The 16,092-nt window shown below is 65.2% G+C and carries 14 protein-coding genes; 8 read left to right on the forward strand and 6 right to left on the reverse strand.

Annotated elements, in window-relative coordinates:
* The first annotated feature begins 5 nt into the window (after positions 1–5).
* From PMI40_RS02620 to PMI40_RS02655, 8 genes are all read left to right on the forward strand, one after another.
* A complete protein-coding gene (locus tag PMI40_RS02620; protein WP_008111831.1) occupies positions 6–1,313 on the forward strand; it encodes a cytochrome c in 1,308 nt (435 codons plus the stop codon).
* 349 nt (positions 1,314–1,662) lie between these two features.
* Positions 1,663–1,929, forward strand: coding sequence for a hypothetical protein (locus PMI40_RS02625; RefSeq protein WP_008111834.1), 267 nt, complete (start codon positions 1,663–1,665; stop codon positions 1,927–1,929).
* Positions 1,930–2,168: 239 nt separating this feature from the next.
* Positions 2,169–3,362, forward strand: coding sequence for a calcium-binding protein (locus PMI40_RS02630; RefSeq protein WP_008111836.1), 1,194 nt, complete (start codon positions 2,169–2,171; stop codon positions 3,360–3,362).
* Positions 3,359–4,222 (forward strand): calcium-binding protein, encoded by an 864-nt coding sequence (locus tag PMI40_RS22830; protein ID WP_008111837.1) that lies wholly within the window; start codon positions 3,359–3,361, stop codon positions 4,220–4,222. Before PMI40_RS02630 ends, PMI40_RS22830 begins: the two co-directional genes overlap by 4 nt.
* Before the next feature lie 253 nt (positions 4,223–4,475).
* Positions 4,476–5,426, forward strand: coding sequence for a calcium-binding protein (locus PMI40_RS23660; RefSeq protein ID WP_008111838.1), 951 nt, complete (start codon positions 4,476–4,478; stop codon positions 5,424–5,426).
* A gap of 143 nt (positions 5,427–5,569) precedes the next feature.
* On the forward strand, positions 5,570–6,352 hold the full coding sequence (locus PMI40_RS23515) for a calcium-binding protein (RefSeq protein ID WP_008111839.1): 783 nt from the start codon (positions 5,570–5,572) through the stop codon (positions 6,350–6,352).
* A 74-nt stretch (positions 6,353–6,426) separates the two neighbouring features.
* Positions 6,427–7,341: a calcium-binding protein gene (locus PMI40_RS02650; protein WP_008111840.1), complete on the forward strand. Its 915-nt coding sequence runs from the start codon at positions 6,427–6,429 to the stop codon at positions 7,339–7,341.
* Between the two features lie 103 nt (positions 7,342–7,444).
* Positions 7,445–8,377: a calcium-binding protein gene (locus PMI40_RS02655; protein WP_008111841.1), complete on the forward strand. Its 933-nt coding sequence runs from the start codon at positions 7,445–7,447 to the stop codon at positions 8,375–8,377.
* A 171-nt stretch (positions 8,378–8,548) separates the two neighbouring features.
* Here PMI40_RS02655 and PMI40_RS02660 read toward each other — a convergent pair whose 3' ends face one another.
* From PMI40_RS02660 to PMI40_RS02685, 6 genes are all read right to left on the reverse strand, one after another.
* Complete coding sequence (locus tag PMI40_RS02660; protein WP_008111842.1) at positions 8,549–9,430, reverse strand: carbohydrate ABC transporter permease; 882 nt, start codon at positions 9,428–9,430, stop codon at positions 8,549–8,551.
* Complete coding sequence (locus PMI40_RS02665; protein WP_008111844.1) at positions 9,430–10,329, reverse strand: carbohydrate ABC transporter permease; 900 nt, start codon at positions 10,327–10,329, stop codon at positions 9,430–9,432. The genes PMI40_RS02660 and PMI40_RS02665 overlap by 1 nt, the downstream gene beginning before the upstream one ends.
* 194 nt (positions 10,330–10,523) lie before the next feature.
* Positions 10,524–11,855 carry an ABC transporter substrate-binding protein gene (locus PMI40_RS02670; protein WP_008111846.1) on the reverse strand — a complete coding sequence of 444 codons (1,332 nt, stop codon included), beginning with the start codon at positions 11,853–11,855 and terminating at the stop codon, positions 10,524–10,526.
* A gap of 113 nt (positions 11,856–11,968) precedes the next feature.
* Complete coding sequence (locus tag PMI40_RS02675) at positions 11,969–13,054, reverse strand: ABC transporter ATP-binding protein (RefSeq protein WP_008111848.1); 1,086 nt, start codon at positions 13,052–13,054, stop codon at positions 11,969–11,971.
* 226 nt (positions 13,055–13,280) lie between these two features.
* Positions 13,281–14,243 (reverse strand): C-terminal binding protein, encoded by a 963-nt coding sequence (locus tag PMI40_RS02680; protein WP_008111850.1) that lies wholly within the window; start codon positions 14,241–14,243, stop codon positions 13,281–13,283.
* Between the two features lie 96 nt (positions 14,244–14,339).
* The gene (locus PMI40_RS02685; protein WP_008111852.1) at positions 14,340–16,070 is read right to left on the reverse strand and encodes an IlvD/Edd family dehydratase; all 1,731 of its coding nucleotides are present in this window, start codon (positions 16,068–16,070) and stop codon (positions 14,340–14,342) included.
* Between the last annotated feature and the right edge of the window lie 22 nt (positions 16,071–16,092).

Here is a 16,092-nt window from a genome sequence, read left to right on the forward strand (position 1 = left end):
AGAACATGATCAAGCACTATTTCATCGCCGCCTGCGCGGCAGTCATGACCCTGTCCGCCGCCGTGGCATCGGCCCAGAACGTCGACGCCCAGCTCGTCAAGCGTGGCGAATACCTGGCCCGTGCAGGCGACTGCGTGGCCTGCCACACCGCCCGTGGCGGCAAGCCCTTCGCCGGCGGCTTGCCGATCGCCACCCCGATCGGCACCGTGTATTCGTCCAACATCACGCCCGACAAGCAACACGGGCTGGGCAACTACAGCGAGGCAGACTTCGACCAGGCATTGCGTCACGGCATCCGCAAGGATGGCGCTTCGCTGTACCCGGCCATGCCTTATCCATCGTATGCCAAGGTCAAGCCGGCCGACGTGAAAGCGCTGTATGCTTACTTCATGAACGGCGTGCAGGCCGACCCGACGCCCAATCGCAATGTCGATATCGTCTGGCCGCTGTCGATGCGCTGGCCGCTGTCGATCTGGCGCAAGGTGTTCGCGCCGGGCGTGGCGGTCGATGGCGCCGACGACAACAGCCCGATCGTGCGTGGACGCTACCTGGTGGAAGGCCTGGGCCATTGCGGCGCTTGCCATACGCCGCGTGGCGTGGGCATGCAGGAGAAGGCATTGAGCGACGACAGCACGCAGTTCCTGTCGGGCGGCGTGATCGACGGCTACCTGGCCAACAACCTGCGCAGCGATCCGCGTGATGGCCTGGGCAACTGGAGCGAGGGCGACATCGTGGCCTTCCTCAAGACCGGTCGCAACAGCCATTCCGCAGCCTTCGGCGGCATGGCCGATGTGGTCGCCAACAGCACCCAGCACCTCACCGACGAGGACCTGTCGGCCATCGCCAAGTACCTCAAGTCGCTGGCGCCGGTCAAGCCCGGCATGGCACCGCTGGCGTACGACGACAAGACCCACCAGGCCTTGCGTCGCGGCAGCGACCAGAGCAACGGCGCGATGACCTTCCTCAACAACTGCGCGGCTTGCCATCGTACCAGCGGCAGGGGTTATGAAGAGACCTTCCCGGTACTGGCCTTGTCGCCCACGGTCAATGCCGAGGATCCTGCTTCGTTGATCCGCATCGTGCTCGAAGGCGCCGAGATGCCGTGGACCAAGACCGCACCGACGCAGTTCGCGATGCCGGCCTTCGGTGCACGCCTGTCGGACCAGGAAGTGGCCGATGTCGTGACCTTCATCCGCAGCAGCTGGGGCAATAGCGCACCGGCCGTGGACGCGGGTGCGGTGGCCAAGGTCCGCAAGACCCTGCCGCCGCGAAACAGCGTGGAAATCGGTAGCGCACCGGTGGCCAAGCAGTAATCTCGCAGCACGGACGTAGCCGGATGCGGCCACCCGATGCGGGTGGCCGCATTTTTTTTGGCGGCGTGCATCGGTGATCGCCTGCTGCGGACGCGGCCTGGCGCGGCCCGGCCTGGTGGCGGCCGATGCACGGTCGCATCAACGGATCTGCCAGTTGGCAGAACAGGGTGCGGCAAGCCGCGAGACACGACGTGCCAGTTATCGGATTCGGCATAAAAGCCTGGTGGCGAACATAAAGATAATTCGATAGTTCGAACATCGACGATGCCTTGGATCTGCGATGTCTCCTAAAGTGATCGTGCCGTCTGGTGTGGTACCGGATCGGTCTACTTCACCTAGGAGAACTCCCATGAATGCCGGCCGGCTCAACTTCAACATGTTGTGCGACTACGCCACGCCCGAGAAGAATTCGGCGCTCGAATTTCACATGGAACTTCCGGTGCCGCACCAGGACCTGCGCCAGATCGGCGAATGGCTGGAGATGCGCGATTGGGCGGAGGTCGAGCGTTACCTGGGCGACATGTATCCGCGTCACCGGGTGCTGATCGGCACTTGGCTGCGCGGCAGCCGCCTGCGCAGCGAGGACGTCTCGCCGCGTATCAACCTGCTCAGCTGAGCGTTGGCCGGGATCCCGGCTGGCGTTTTTTCTACATTGCCCGGCAGCTGACCCGGATTTTCGCGGCACATCTGCTGTGCTGCCTACCCTCTGGCTGCGCAACCGATGCGGCTTTTCATCGTAGCGCGGACAACCACCGTTGTCCGCGCTTTTTTTTTCCAGGCCGCTTCGGGCGATGCGCGTTCGATGGCAGCGCCATGGCGCTGCCGATGCACTCACAGCACTGCGGAGCAATGGCCATGATCACATCCCATACCGACCTTTCGACCCACCCCCACACCGGCGCTGCCGCCGATGCCCCGGTGACCACCGGCACCGACCGTGACGACCTGATGCTGGGCGGCCCCGAGCACGACCTGATGGCTGGCGTCGGCGGTGACGATACGCTTTATGGTGGCCAGGGCAACGACGAGCTTGACGGCGGTGTCGGCCACGACCAGCTTTATGGACAGGACGGCGACGACGTCCTCTCCGGCGGCCCCGGGATGGATTTCCTGGTCGGCGGCCAGGGGCACAACCTGCTGCGCGGCGGTACCGATGCCGACATCTACCTGGTCGGCAGCCCGGGCAGCCGGGACGTGATCGACAATGCGGCCGCTGGTGCGCAGGTGGGCGAGGTCGACGTGATCCTGTTTTCCAGGGAGGTGTCCTGGCGCCAGGCAGTGCCGGCGCGCCAGGACGACGACCTGGTGGTCGAGCTGCCGCTGGCCGGCAGTTCGGTGCGGGTCATCGACTACTTCCTCGACGATGGCGCCACCGCGCACGCGGTCCCCCAGTTGCGCTTCGATGACGGCACGCTGTGGGACGTGGCGGCAGTCAAGGCGCTGGTGCTGCGTGGCCTGGCGCACGGCGACCACCTGGTCGGCTACGCCACCGCGGACCGGATCGAGGGCAAGGGCGGTGACGATGTCATCGAAGGCCGCGGCGGGCGCGACTGGCTGGCCGGTGACGACGGCGACGACTGGCTCGACGGTGGCGACGGCGCCGACGTGCTCATCGGTGGCAGCGGCAATGATCGGCTCATCGGTGGCGCGGGCAGCGACCATTATTGCTTTGAGGCCGGCTTCGGCCGGGACCTCGTCGTCAGCGATGGCAATGCCGCCGGCGACGCCGACCGGGTCCACCTGGGCGAACAGGTCGACGCGCGCCGGGTATGGTTCCGGCGCGCCGGTGACGACCTCGATATCGCCATCGTCGGCACCGATGATGGGCTCGCCATCAAGGACTGGTTCAAGGGGGCCGCGAGCGGATTTGCCGGCATCGACCTGGCCGATGGGCGCTCGATCGTGCCGCGGCAGGTCGATGCCCTGGTCGCAGCCATGTCCGCCATGACGATGCCGGCATCGATCGACGGCCTGCCGGCGCTGCGCCGGGACGGGCCACTGGATGCGTTGATCGCCGCCAGCTGGAGCGGCATGCAGGAGCTCGCATGAGTACCATCAGTCCGCCATCGCTGCCGAAAAAGACCAGCCCGGTGCTGGACCGGCGCCTGCCCTCGTCGTCCGGCGCACCGATGGAGCCCGACCAGCTGGCACCATGCCGCTCGGGCCGGCCCGGCAAGAGACTGGTAGCCACTGGCCATGGCCAGACCGTGTCCGGCACCCGGCGCAACGACCTGATCATCGGCCGCGCCGGTGCCGACCGCCTGCAGGGCGATTGCGGCAACGACATCCTCAAGGGCGGCGGGGGAGACGACACGTTGCTGGGCGGCCCCGGCGACGATTTCCTGTATGGCGGGCCGGGACGCGATACCCTGCGCGGCGGCAACGGGCGTGACCAGGTCATGGGCGGCAGCGGCAACGACCTGTTGTTCGGCGGGCGCGGCGCCGACCGCCTGTACGGCGAGAAGGGGGACGACATCCTCGACGGCGGCCCCGGCGACGACCTGCTCGACGGCGGCGGCGGCGCTGACGTCTATATCTTCGGCAAGGGCGATGGCCAGGACGCCGTGCTCAACGGCGGCGGCCGTGCATGTGGGCGCGATCGTGTGCTGCTGCGCCAGGGCGTACGGCGTGAAGATGTCTGGTTCAGGCGCAGCGGCAGCGACCTCCAGCTGATCCTGCTGGGCAGCGGCGACAGCATGACCATGCGTGGCTGGTATGACGGTGCGTCGCGTCGCCTGGACCGATTCGAACTGTCTACCGGCAGGAGCCTGGCAGCCGACCGGGTCGATCCCCTGGTCGCGGCCATGGCGTGCTTCGATCCCCGCGGCAGCAGCGCACTGCTGTCGTCGCCGGCGTTACTGGCGAGGCTGGCGGTGCTGCAGCCATTGATCGTACAAAGCTGGCAATGACCGGTCGCCGGGCCGAGGGCAAACCCTGGAACGCCCGCTGCAGACCGGGCCGGCCAGGACGATTCCATGGCCGCCATCGGAGGTGCGCCTGCCAGTTTTTCGAAGTTGGCTTTCATCACTGGCGCAGTATTGCGGCAACCCGGGATCTTCTACCTATGATCCTTGCGCGGCGTCGACACTTCGTCGCATCCATGCGCTGACCTTGTGATCAAGGTCCGGGCTTCCTCCATCCAATCACTCGAAGGATTGAACCATGTCTGATGAAAAGCAAGCATCCCATTCGTATTTTCCCGATGAGCGTGGCGCAGGCCACGCCGGTCATCCCGGCGCAGCATGGATCGATGTCGACGATCAGGCAGACGATACCGATGAATTCATGCTGCAGCCGGGCGATCCAGCCGATTCCCATACGGCCTTCCACCGGGTCGCGATGTCCGAGGCGACGCATTTCGGCCTGCACGAGGTGTTTGCCGAGAACGGCAAGGACAACATGCTGGTCGGGGCCGGCGAGGCCGATCAGCTCAATGGTGGCAATGGCGATGATGTGCTCATCGGCAAGGCCGGCGACGACCGCGAATTCGGCGAAGAGGGCGAGGATATTCTCTATGGTGACCGCGGGCGCGACTATCTCTACGGTGGCAAGGGGCGCGACATCCTGCTGGGCGGGGATGACGATGACGAGCTGGAAGGGGGCCCCGGTCCCGACGTATTGAACGGCGGACCAGGTGCCGACGTATTGGCCGGCGGCATGGGCGACGACGTTCTCAAGGGCGGCAGCGGCAATGATCTTCTTCGCGGCGAAGGCGGCAGCGATACCTACGAATTCGACCGTGGCGACGGCGCCGACATCATTTCCAACTACGACCGGCACATGCCCGACGGCTACGCCGGCGGCGACCGCGACCAGGTGCTCTATGGCGCCGGGATCACCAGCGACCAGCTGTGGTGGCAGCGCGCCGGTACCGATCTCACGGTGACCAACCTCGATACCGGCGATAGCCAGACCATCACCGGCTGGTATCAGTCTCCGGCATTTCGTATCGACACATTCATCCTGGCCAATGGCAGCCAGCTGTCGGCCGACGGCGCCGAGGCGCTGGTATCGGCAATGGCCACGATGGCCATGCCGCCCGTGGGAGCCGGCCCGATACCGGCGGCATTGCACCACGCGCTGCAACCGGTGCTGGCCCACAGCTGGCAATAGATGCGCGCTGCCGCACCCGCATGCGCTGCGGGCGCGTCAACGCCATTTCACAGGCACGCCGGCACCATCGGTGGCGTGCCGCAAGGCCCCGGCCGGCGCTCGATGCGCTGGCTGCATTTATCATCAACACGAAAGGATAGATCATGTCCAGAAAGAAACGCCCATCCGATGCAGTGACCGTGGCGGACGAACCTGCATCGACGTCGCCTGCCCATGCCGAGCCGGGCAAGCGGCTCGATGGCACGCGAAACGCCGACCGCCTGGTCGGTGGCCGCCAGGACGATACGCTGCATGGCAAGGCCGGTAACGATGTGCTGCTGGGAGGCGCCGGCGACGACCAGCTCGATGGCGGCACCGGCAACGACCGTCTCGACGGCGGGGCCGGCAACGACATGCTCGACGGCGGTAGCGGCAACGACCGGCTCGCCGGTGGCGCCGGCAACGATACCCTGCACGGCGGCAAGGGCGATGACCGGCTGCTCGGGGGTGCCGGCGACGATGTGCTGCATGGAGGGGCCGGCCGCGATCATCTCAATGGCGGGGCGGGCAACGACACCTACCTGTTCGGCCGCGGCGACGGACACGACGTGATCGTCAACCACGACAAGCACAACACCGACCGTGATCGCGTGCTGCTGGGCGAAGGCATCGCGGCCGACCAGGTCTGGCTGCAGCGTGCCGGCAAGAATCTCAAGCTCACCTTGCTGGAGTCGGGCGACACCCTGACCGTGCGCGGCTGGTACAGCAATCCGGCCCGCCGCCTGGACCAACTCGAACTGGCCGGTGGCCAGCGCCTGGTCGAGGGGCGGGTCGAGTCGCTGGTGCAGGCCATGTCGGCGTTCGAGCCACCGGCGCCAGGCACGGCGGGCCTGCCGGCCGAACTGCAGACGGTCCTCAAGCCGGTACTGGCCGCCAGCTGGCAGTAGGCATCGCGTAACGGCCCGCGCGCCGGCGGCATGCGCGCGCGGGCTTGTCTCATCTCGTTGAACAAGGAATTCCCATGTCAAATGCAAACACTTCACAACTTGCGGTGCCCCTGCTCGAAGAGCGCGACGGCGACCTGCTGGTACGACTGGCCGACGGCAGCCAGGGGTGGCAGGTTCCCGGGTATTTTGCCGGCGTCGATGCCGACCTGGCCAGCGACATGCTCGCCCATCTCAATGTTCACACCGTGCTGGAGCGCCATCCGCGTTCCGATGGCGAATTATGGGGACTGGGCACCGATGGACCGGATGTGATGGTGGGTGGCGACTTCGATGTCAGCATTGCCGCCGGTGATGGCAAGGATGTGGTCATTACCGGCAATGGCGACGACTATCTGGGCGGCGACGATGGCGACGACTGGCTGTACGGGCAGGGCGGCAACGATGAAATCAAGGGCGGCAACGGCGACGATCATCTCTTCGGCGGCGCCGGCAGCGACCTGCTCGGCGGCGGCCGGGGCGACGACCGGTTGTTCGGCGGGGCCGGCGACGATCGCCTGTATGGTGCCGCAGGTAACGACCGGCTCAAAGGAGGCAGCGGCAACGACCTCTATTATTTCGGCAAGGGCGACGGTCACGACATCATCTTCAATCACGACGCCGCCGGCGACGACCGGGTCCAGTTCCGGGCCGGTATCGCGCCCGGGCAATTGTGGTTCCGACGCGCGGGGGACTCCCTGGAGGTCAGCTTGCTGGAAACCGGCGACACCTTGCGGCTGAACTGGTGGTTCGACGGCGATGAACATCGGGTCGACCGCTTCCAGTTATCCAACGATGGCTTCCATCCCAACGGCCAGCATCTCGACAAGCACAACGTCGATGCGCTGGTGCAGGCCATGGCCGGCCTGGCGATGCCACCCATCGGCACGACCGCCTTGCCGCAGGATTACCGGCAGGTGCTGGATCCGGTGCTGGCCGCGAGCTGGACATGAATCCACCACAGGTGCGCTCGCCTGCGTGCCGTCGGCGCTTCGTGCCGCCGGCATCGAACCCTACCGCTGCCGACACGGTAGCGTGCGTTAGAAAGGAATTGCCATGAGCAATGCAACCCCGCCGCAACTGCTGCAGCCGCTGCTGCAAGCCTATCGCGGCGATCTGCTGGTACGGCTCAGCGAGGGCGGCCCGGGCTGGTATGTCCGGGACCACGTCGTGAGCCATTACTTCGATGCCGACGACGATCCGGCCGAGATCGCCGAAATGATCGCCGCCATCAATACCGATATCGTGCTGCGACATCATCCCGAGCCGGACGGGCCGCTTTGGGCGTTGGGTACCACCGGCAACGATGTGGTCGTCAGCGATGACCATGATGTCAGCGTCAGCGTCGACGACGGCAAGGACGTGGTCATCACCGGTGCCGGCGACGACTACCTCAGCGGAGACGGTGGCGACGACTGGTTGTATGGTGGCGCCGGCGACGACAACTTGCTGGGTGGAGCAGGCAACGACCGCCTGGTCGGCGAGCTGGGCGACGACATGCTCAATGGTGGCAGTGGCGACGATCGCCTCTTCGGTGGTGACGGCAACGACCGGCTGCACGGCGATGGCGGCAACGACCGACTCAACGGTGGTGCGGGCGACGACATCTATTTCTTCGGCAAGACCGACGGCGCCGACCGCATCTTCAACAACGATGCCGACGGCGACGACAGGGTGCAGTTCCGCAACGGCATCGATCCCGGGCAATTGTGGTTGCGCCGCCTGGGCAGCAACCTCGAAGTGATGTTGACCGAGACCGGTGACACGCTCACGCTGTATCACTGGTTTGCCGGCGAACAGTACCGCGTCGACCGGTTCCAGTTGTCCAGCGATGGCATGGCTCCCAATTGCAGCTACCTGTCTTCGGACAAGGTCGAGGTGCTGGTGGCGGCAATGTCGGCACTGCCACCGCCTCAGGTAGGAACCACGGTGTTGCCGCCGCACTACCAGGTGGCGCTCAACGCGGTGCTGGCCGCGAGCTGGACCTAGCACCCGGCGCGGTGGGGCCGGCGGCGCCGAACCCGACGGCGCACGGGTCTTGCATCACGTCGAAAAAAAGGTCCTGGACAGCATTGTCCAGGACCTTTTTCACGTCCTGCCGCGGCATCGGGCGGCATCCCGGATACCGTGCCGGGGGCACGCCGCTCGTGGGCCGCGCCGCTACTCCTTGACCGCGCCCGTCATCCCCGAGACGTAGTACTCGACGAAGAACGAATACACCACGGCCACCGGCAGCGAGCCCAGCAAGGCCCCGGCCATCAACGCGCCCCAGTGATAGACGTCGCCGTCGACCAGTTCGGTGACGATGCCCACCGGCACCGTCTTGACCTCGGACGACGAGATGAAGGTCAGCGCATAGATGAACTCGTTCCACGACAGCGTGAAGGCGAAGATGCCGGCCGAGATCAGGCCCGGCACCGCCAGGGGCAGGATGATCTTGACCAGGATCTCCCAGCGCGTGGCGCCATCGATCAACGCGCATTCTTCCAGCTCATACGGAATCGAGCGGAAGTAACCCATCAGCAGCCAGGTGCAGAACGGGATCAGGAAGGTCGGATAGGTCAGGATCAGGGCCCAGCGGGTATCGAACAGTCCCAGCTTGAACACGATCGCTGCCAGCGGGATGAACAGGATCGACGGCGGGATCAGGTAGGCCAGGAAGATCCCCAAGCCGACCTGCTTGGATCCCTGGAAGCGCAGCCGCTCGATCGCATAGGCGGCAAACACGCTGGCGGCCAGCGACACGAAGGTCGAGACCACCGACACGATCACGGTGTTGAGCAGCCAGGCCGGATACTGCGTATCGAACAGCAGCTTCTTGAAGTGCGCCAGGGTCGGTGCGATCACCCAGAACGGGTTGCCGCTTTGCGACAGCAGCTCGTTGTCGGGCTTGAAGGCCGTGATCACCATCCAGTAGAACGGGAACAGCAGCACGAACAGGAAGATCAACAACGGGATATAGATCGTCACCCAGCGGCGGGGGGTGGACTGCAGGTAGTCCATGCCCTGGTTCTCGATTGCATCATCTTTGGTCTTGGCCATTATTTGTCACCTCCTTGTTGCCAGCCGCGACGTTGCAGGCCGAAATACGAGAACATGATTGCCGCCAGCAGGAACGGGATCATGTAGGTTGCCATTGCCGCGCCTTCGCCCAGGGCGCCACCGGGGATGGCGCGCTGGAACGACAGCGTCGCCATCAGGTGCGTGGCATTGAGCGGGCCGCCGCGTGTGAGCACATAGATCAGCTGGAAGTCGGTGAACGTAAACAGCACCGAGAACGTCATCACCACGGCGATGATCGGCGTCAGCAGCGGCAGCGTCACGTAGCGGAACTGCTGCCACGGCTTGGCGCCATCGATGGCGGCCGCCTCGTACAACGACGGCGAGATGGTCTGCAGGCCCGCCAGCAGCGAGATCGCCACGAACGGGATGCCGCGCCAGACGTTGGCAAACACGGTCGACCAGCGCGCGTTCCATGGATCGCCCAGGAAGTCGATGTAGTGGTCGATCAGGCCCATTTTGGTCAGCGCCCAGCTGATGACCGAGAACTGGGCGTCATACAGCCACCAGAACGCCAGCGCCGACAACGCGGTAGGGACGATCCAGGGCAGCAGCACGATGGCGCGGAAGAAGGTCTTCAGCGGCACGTTCTTGTTGAGCAGGATCGCCAGCCACAGGCCCAGCGCAAACTTCAGGATGCTGGCGCTGATGGTGTAGAACAGCGTATTGAACAACGACAGCTGGGCCAGCGAGTCGCCCAGCAGGTACGAATAGTTGTCCAGGCCCACGAAGTTGCCTTCGCCACCGATCTTGGTGTCGGTGAAGCCGAGCCAGACGCCGAGCCCCAGCGGGTAGGTCAGGAAGACCACCAGCAGGATCACGGCCGGGGCCATGAACAGCATGCCCAGTACGTTACGGTTATTCAGGAAACGGGATAGCATGATTAGCCTCTGTTTGATGCCGCCATGCGACATGGCGGCGGATGCCTTTTTCATTTCTTCCTGCAATGCATCGCATGCACCGGCCGGCCCTGACAACCGGCCCGATTCGCCCCGCAGGGAATGCATGACGCGCGTTGCGCGGCCGGTGTGCATCGAGCGCCACCGGCCGCGGCGACTGCTGCATCAGGACCGCATCAGGTCTTGTAGTAACGCTTGGCGCGATCGGCGGCACGGTCGATGGCCTGCTGCACCGTCTTCGAGCCGCTGGCCGCTTCGGCCACCATGTCGACCACCACGTAGTCGGCCATGCAGGCCGCCGAGGCCTGGCCCAGCGGGCCTTCGTGACCGTGGTCGACCATGATCGAGGCCGAGTCGCGATACACGGTGGCCTTCGGGTCCTCGGTCCAGATCGGGTTCTTCTCGTAGGCCTTGAGCGGCTGGCTGACGTAGCCGATGGACGCCTTCATCCATGGGTTGTACTGGTCCGGCTCGTACATGAATTGCACGAAGGCCTTGGCGGCGTTGGGGAACTTGGTGTGCTTGAAGACCATCATCTGCGTGATCTGCATCAGCTCGGTGGGCTTGCCGGCCGGCCCGATCGGGAAGTGCGCGTGCTGCGTGTCCTTGCCGATTTCCTGCATCTTCGGATCGGGCGAGTTCTTGGCCGCGTAGTACACCGAGATGCCGTTGGCGGTCATGCTGATCTGGCCGTCCAGGTAGGCCTTGTTGTTGGACGGATCCTGCCACGACAGCGTGCCGGGCACGAAGGTCGCATACAGCTGCTTGGCGTATTCGAGGGCAGCCTTGGTCTCGGGTGAATTGATGGCCACCACGCCCTTCTTGTCGACCAGCTTGCCGCCGTGCGACCACAGCAGCCAGTGCGCCCAGTTGTTGGCGTCGCCGACGGCCTTGCCCAGCGCGAATCCGACCGGGGTATTCTTGGCCTTGAGCGCCTGGCACAGCTTGAGGAAGCCGGCCGTGTCCTTGGGAATGGCTTCGAAGCCGGCGGCCTTGATCTGGCTCTCGCGGTACACCAGCGCGTTGCCGATCACACCCAGCGGCATGGCTATCCACTTGTTGTCCTTGGTGCCGTACTTGCGGCAGACGTCGTACCAGCCGCCGTAGCGCTTGCCCAGCGAGTCGGCCAGGTCGGTCAGGTCCAGCAGCTTGGTGGGATATTGCTGCGGGTCGTCGAACCAGCCCAGCACGATATCGGGGCCGCTGCCGACGTTGGCCGCCACCGCCGCCTTGGGACGCACGTCTTCCCAGCCCTCGCTGTCGGTGCGCACGGCCACGCCGGTCAGTTCGGTGAACTTCTTGACGTTGGCATTCCACAGGTCTTCGTCGCCCTGCACGAAACGCTTCCAGCGCAGCACGCGCAAGGTCGCACCCTGTTCGATGGGGTACTTGATACTGTCGGCGGCGGCCGCTCCCGCCGGTGCGGCGAAGGCGTTCATCCCCATGCTCGATGCGGCGGCAGCGGCTGCGCTGCTCACCAGGAAGTCGCGTCTTGTCAGCTTGTTCATGTCTCCTACTCCTTCGGTTGAAAGTCGAATGGACCGCTATGTTGCGGGTTTGCTTTTCTTGTTGTTGCTGCAGGTGCTGCAGGTGCTGCAAGTACTACATGACACCGGCCAGGTCAGCGGCGTACCAGTGTCTGGCCGGATTCGGTATCGAACAGGTGGGTGCGGGCATGGTCCGGCACCAGGTGGATCGTGTCGCCCGCGCCGAAGCCATGCCGTTCGCGGAAGATCGAAGTCAGGCTGGCGCCGTTGAAGCGGCTGAACACTTCGGTATCGGCACCGGTGGGCTCGACCACGATCACCTTGGTGGCAATGCCGTCGCCGGCGGCGCCGATGGACAGGTGCTCGGGCCGCACGCCATAGGTCACGCGCTGGCCGTCGTTGCCCAGCAGGTGCTGGCCATAGGGAGCGGGCAGGCGGGTGCCGTCGGCAAATTCCACCTCGGCGCGCTCGCCATTGCGGCGCAGGGTGCCGGGGACGAAGTTCATCGACGGCGAGCCGATGAAGCCGGCCACGAAGATATTGGACGGGTAGTCGTACAGGTCCAGCGGACGGCCGCGCTGCTCCACCAGGCCATCGCGCATGACCACGATCTGGTCGGCCATGGTCATGGCCTCGATCTGGTCATGGGTGACGTAGACCGAGGTGGTCTTCAGGCGCTGGTGCAGTTCCTTGATCTCGGTGCGCATCTGCACCCGCAGCTTGGCGTCCAGGTTCGACAGCGGCTCGTCGAACAGGAACACCTGGGGATCGCGCACGATGGCGCGGCCCATCGCCACCCGCTGCCGCTGGCCACCCGAGAGCTGGCGTGGAAAGCGTTCCAGCAGCTGGGTCAAGCCCAGGATGTCGGCTGCCTTCTTGACCCGTTCCTCGATGAAGGCCTTGTCCTTCTTGGCCAGCATCAGCGAAAAGGCCATGTTGTCCTTGACCGTCATGTGCGGGTACAGCGCATAGTTCTGGAACACCATGGCGATGTCGCGATCCTTGGGCTGCACATTGTTGACCACGGTGCCGCCGATGACGATCTCGCCGTCGCTGATTTCCTCCAGCCCGGCCAGCATGCGCAGCAGGGTCGACTTGCCGCACCCGGAGGGACCCACCAGGACGGCGAATTCGCCGTCGGCGATGTCGATGTCAACCCCGCGAATGACCTGGGTGCTGCCGAATTGCTTCTTGACTGCGCGAATCTGTACTGATGCCATGCAAATGCTCCTCGTGTGTATCCTCGTCTGATACCGCGCGCCAGTCCCGATCAGGGGCCGGCGCGGGCTCTTTTTTTTAGAACGCGTCTCACGCCTATTGGCGAAATGAGTTCCAGTTTGTGGATGCGGGGATCTCGGGCGTCCCCTCTACACCTGGTGTTGCTGCCGGGCGGCGTGGCCGCCGGCGGTGTCGGATTGCCCTCGTGTCAGGGGCTGGCCTGTGCTGTCAGTTATTTTTCTTGCCCTCGACCACCACGTAGGAGGGGCGTCCGGTGCGGTCCCAGTCAATCAGGTTCTGGGCCGCCTTGCGGCGCAGTTCCTGCGCTGCGATGTCGGAGTAGAAGGCTGCGTGGGGCGACAATAGCACACGCTTGTGCTGCACGATAGCCGATGCGGTCTCGGGTGGTTCGACCGGCAATACATCCAGCGCGGCGCCCTTGAGCCGGTTCGATTCCAGCGCCGCCAGCAGGTCGTCGATGTCGACCAGGCCGCCGCGCGCCGAGTTGACCAGGTAGCTGTTGGGCTTGAGCAGCTTGAGCAGCGAGGCGTCGACCATGTTGCGGGTGTCGTCGTTGAGCGGCGTATGCAGCGACACCACATCGGCCTGGCCGAACAGCTCTTCGCGGCCGACCCGCTCGACGTAGGCGGGGAAGTCGCCGTCGATGATATAGGGGTCGTAGGCGATGACGCGCTTGAACACATTGCGGCTGATGTGCGCCATGCGCTTGCCGATGCGGCCCAGGCCGACCAGGCCGAGCGTCATCTCCGAGGCACGCGGGATGATGCCGGCGGTGGTGTAGTGCCACTGGCCGGCCTTTACCGCGCGGTCGTAGACGGTGATGTTGCGAATCAGGTCCAGCGCCATGGCCAAGGCGTGGGTCGACACCTCGCCCACCCCATAGTCGGGCGAATTGCCGACCCACACGCCGTACTTGGCGGCGTCATCGGTATTGATGGTGTCGAAGCCGGCCCCGTAGCGGCTGGCGATGCGAATCTCGGGGCGTGCCGCGAACACCTTGGCGTTGACCGGCGCGTATTGCACCAGCAGGCCCTGGCAGCCTGCCGAGGCGGCGATGACCTCGTCCTCGGTGCGGCATTGCGCCGTCACCACCTCCACGCCAGCGGCTTTGTAAAGCGCCAGTTCCAGGTCGACGTCGGGAAAATCGTAATCGGTAATCAGTACTTTCATTGCCTGTCTCCATGATGGGGGTCTGGTTTGCACCCTGCGCGGCCGGCTTTTCTGTGGCCGGTCCGCGCACTTCAGTACGACTGCTGCCGCATTGGCTCAGTGATTGTCCTTCGGTACGTAGGCGCCGCTCTTGCCGACCAGGAAGTCCAGGTCGGCGCCCAGGTTGGCCTGCTGCACGTGGTCGACGTAGAGCTTGATCCAGCCGCGCGTGGCGGGCGCCTGCGGGGGCTGCCAGGCGGCGCGGCGGCGGGCCAGTTCGTCCTCGCCCACATCCAGGTGCAAGCGCCGCGCGTCGACATCGAGTTCGATGAAGTCGCCGTCCTGCACCAGCGCCAGCGGGCCTGCGGCGGCGGCCTCCGGCGCCACGTGCAACACCACGGTGCCATAGGCGGTACCGCTCATGCGCGCGTCCGACACCCGGACCATGTCGGTGATGCCTTTTCGCAGCACCTTGGGCGGCAACGGCATGTTGCCCGCCTCGCCCATGCCGGGGTAACCCTTGGGGCCGCAGTTCTTCAATACCAGCACGCAGGTCTCGTCGACGTCCAGGTCTTCGTCGTCGATGCGCCGATGCAGGTCGTCGCTGTTTTCGAACACCACCGCGCGTCCCCGGTGCTTGAGCAGGGCCGGGGTGGCGGCCGAGGGCTTGATGACGGCGCCGTCGGGCGCCAGGTTGCCCTTGAGGATGGCGATGCCGGCGGCTTGCTTGAACGGGGCGTCGAAGGGATGGATCACATCGGCGTTCCAGTTGGGCGCATCCTTGCAGTTATCCCACAAGGTATTGCCGTTGGCGGTGAGCGCGGTCTTGTCGATCACGCTTTCCATCTGCCGGATCACCGCCGGCAATCCACCGGCGTAGTAGAAGTCTTCCATCAGGTACTTGCCCGACGGTTGCAGGTCGACCAGGCAGGGCAGTTGCTGGCCGATATGGTCCCAGTCCTTCAGGTCCAGCTTGACCCCGATGCGACCGGCGATGGCCAGCAGGTGGATCACCGCATTGGTCGAGCCGCCGATGGCGGCATTGACGCGGATGGCGTTCTCGAAGGCCTGGCGGGTCAGGATCCTGGACAGCACCAGGTCTTCCTTGACCATGTCGACGATGCGGCGCCCGGCGCTGCGCGCCAGCACGTTACGCCGCGCGTCCACGGCCGGGATGGCGGCATTGTGCGGCAAGCCCACGCCCAGCGCCTCGACCATGCTGGCCATGGTCGAGGCGGTGCCCATGGTCATGCAGTGGCCGTGCGAGCGGTGCATGCAGCTCTCGGCCTCGAAGAATTCTTCCTGGGTCATCCTGCCGCCGCGCACGTCTTCCGACATCTGCCACACCCCGGTGCCGGAGCCGATCTCGCGTCCACGGTATTTGCCCGACAGCATCGGCCCGCCCGACACGCCGATGGTGGGCACGTCGACCGAAGCCGCGCCCATCAGCAGCGCAGGGGTGGTCTTGTCGCATCCCATGAGCAGCACCACGCCGTCCAGCGGATTGGCGCGGATCGATTCCTCCACGTCCATGCTGGCCAGGTTGCGATACAGCATGGCGGTAGGGCGCAGCAGGGTCTCGCCCAGCGACATCACCGGAAACTCCAGCGGAAAGCCGCCGGCTTCCCAGATGCCGATCTTGACCTGTTCGGCCAGCGCGCGGAAGTGTGAGTTGCAGGGCGTCAGCTCGGAGTACGTATTGCAGATGCCGACGACCGGACGGCCATCGAACTGGTCGTGCGGGATGCCGCGGTTCTTGACCCAGGAGCGGTAGATGAAACCATCGCGGTCCTGGCGGCCGAACCAGGCCTGGCTGCGACGGGTGTTTTTCTTCGTTGCGTCTGTCATTTGGGATTGCCTCGATGACGGG

The organism is Herbaspirillum sp. YR522 (assembly GCF_000282575.1).
Classification (GTDB): domain Bacteria; phylum Pseudomonadota; class Gammaproteobacteria; order Burkholderiales; family Burkholderiaceae_D; genus Herbaspirillum.

What these genes read in the sequence shown, in the direction of transcription:
- PMI40_RS02620 (WP_008111831.1), top strand. Translation starts at nt 6, where the DNA reads ATGATCAAGCACTATTTCATCGCCGCCTGCGCGGCAGTCATGACCCTG.
- PMI40_RS02625 (WP_008111834.1), top strand. Translation starts at nt 1,663, where the DNA reads ATGAATGCCGGCCGGCTCAACTTCAACATGTTGTGCGACTACGCCACG.
- PMI40_RS02630 (WP_008111836.1), top strand. Translation starts at nt 2,169, where the DNA reads ATGATCACATCCCATACCGACCTTTCGACCCACCCCCACACCGGCGCT.
- PMI40_RS22830 (WP_008111837.1), top strand. Translation starts at nt 3,359, where the DNA reads ATGAGTACCATCAGTCCGCCATCGCTGCCGAAAAAGACCAGCCCGGTG.
- PMI40_RS23660 (WP_008111838.1), top strand. Translation starts at nt 4,476, where the DNA reads ATGTCTGATGAAAAGCAAGCATCCCATTCGTATTTTCCCGATGAGCGT.
- PMI40_RS23515 (WP_008111839.1), top strand. Translation starts at nt 5,570, where the DNA reads ATGTCCAGAAAGAAACGCCCATCCGATGCAGTGACCGTGGCGGACGAA.
- PMI40_RS02650 (WP_008111840.1), top strand. Translation starts at nt 6,427, where the DNA reads ATGTCAAATGCAAACACTTCACAACTTGCGGTGCCCCTGCTCGAAGAG.
- PMI40_RS02655 (WP_008111841.1), top strand. Translation starts at nt 7,445, where the DNA reads ATGAGCAATGCAACCCCGCCGCAACTGCTGCAGCCGCTGCTGCAAGCC.
- PMI40_RS02660 (WP_008111842.1), bottom strand. Translation starts at nt 9,430, where the DNA reads ATGGCCAAGACCAAAGATGATGCAATCGAGAACCAGGGCATGGACTAC.
- PMI40_RS02665 (WP_008111844.1), bottom strand. Translation starts at nt 10,329, where the DNA reads ATGCTATCCCGTTTCCTGAATAACCGTAACGTACTGGGCATGCTGTTC.
- PMI40_RS02670 (WP_008111846.1), bottom strand. Translation starts at nt 11,855, where the DNA reads ATGAACAAGCTGACAAGACGCGACTTCCTGGTGAGCAGCGCAGCCGCT.
- PMI40_RS02675 (WP_008111848.1), bottom strand. Translation starts at nt 13,054, where the DNA reads ATGGCATCAGTACAGATTCGCGCAGTCAAGAAGCAATTCGGCAGCACC.
- PMI40_RS02680 (WP_008111850.1), bottom strand. Translation starts at nt 14,243, where the DNA reads ATGAAAGTACTGATTACCGATTACGATTTTCCCGACGTCGACCTGGAA.
- PMI40_RS02685 (WP_008111852.1), bottom strand. Translation starts at nt 16,070, where the DNA reads ATGACAGACGCAACGAAGAAAAACACCCGTCGCAGCCAGGCCTGGTTC.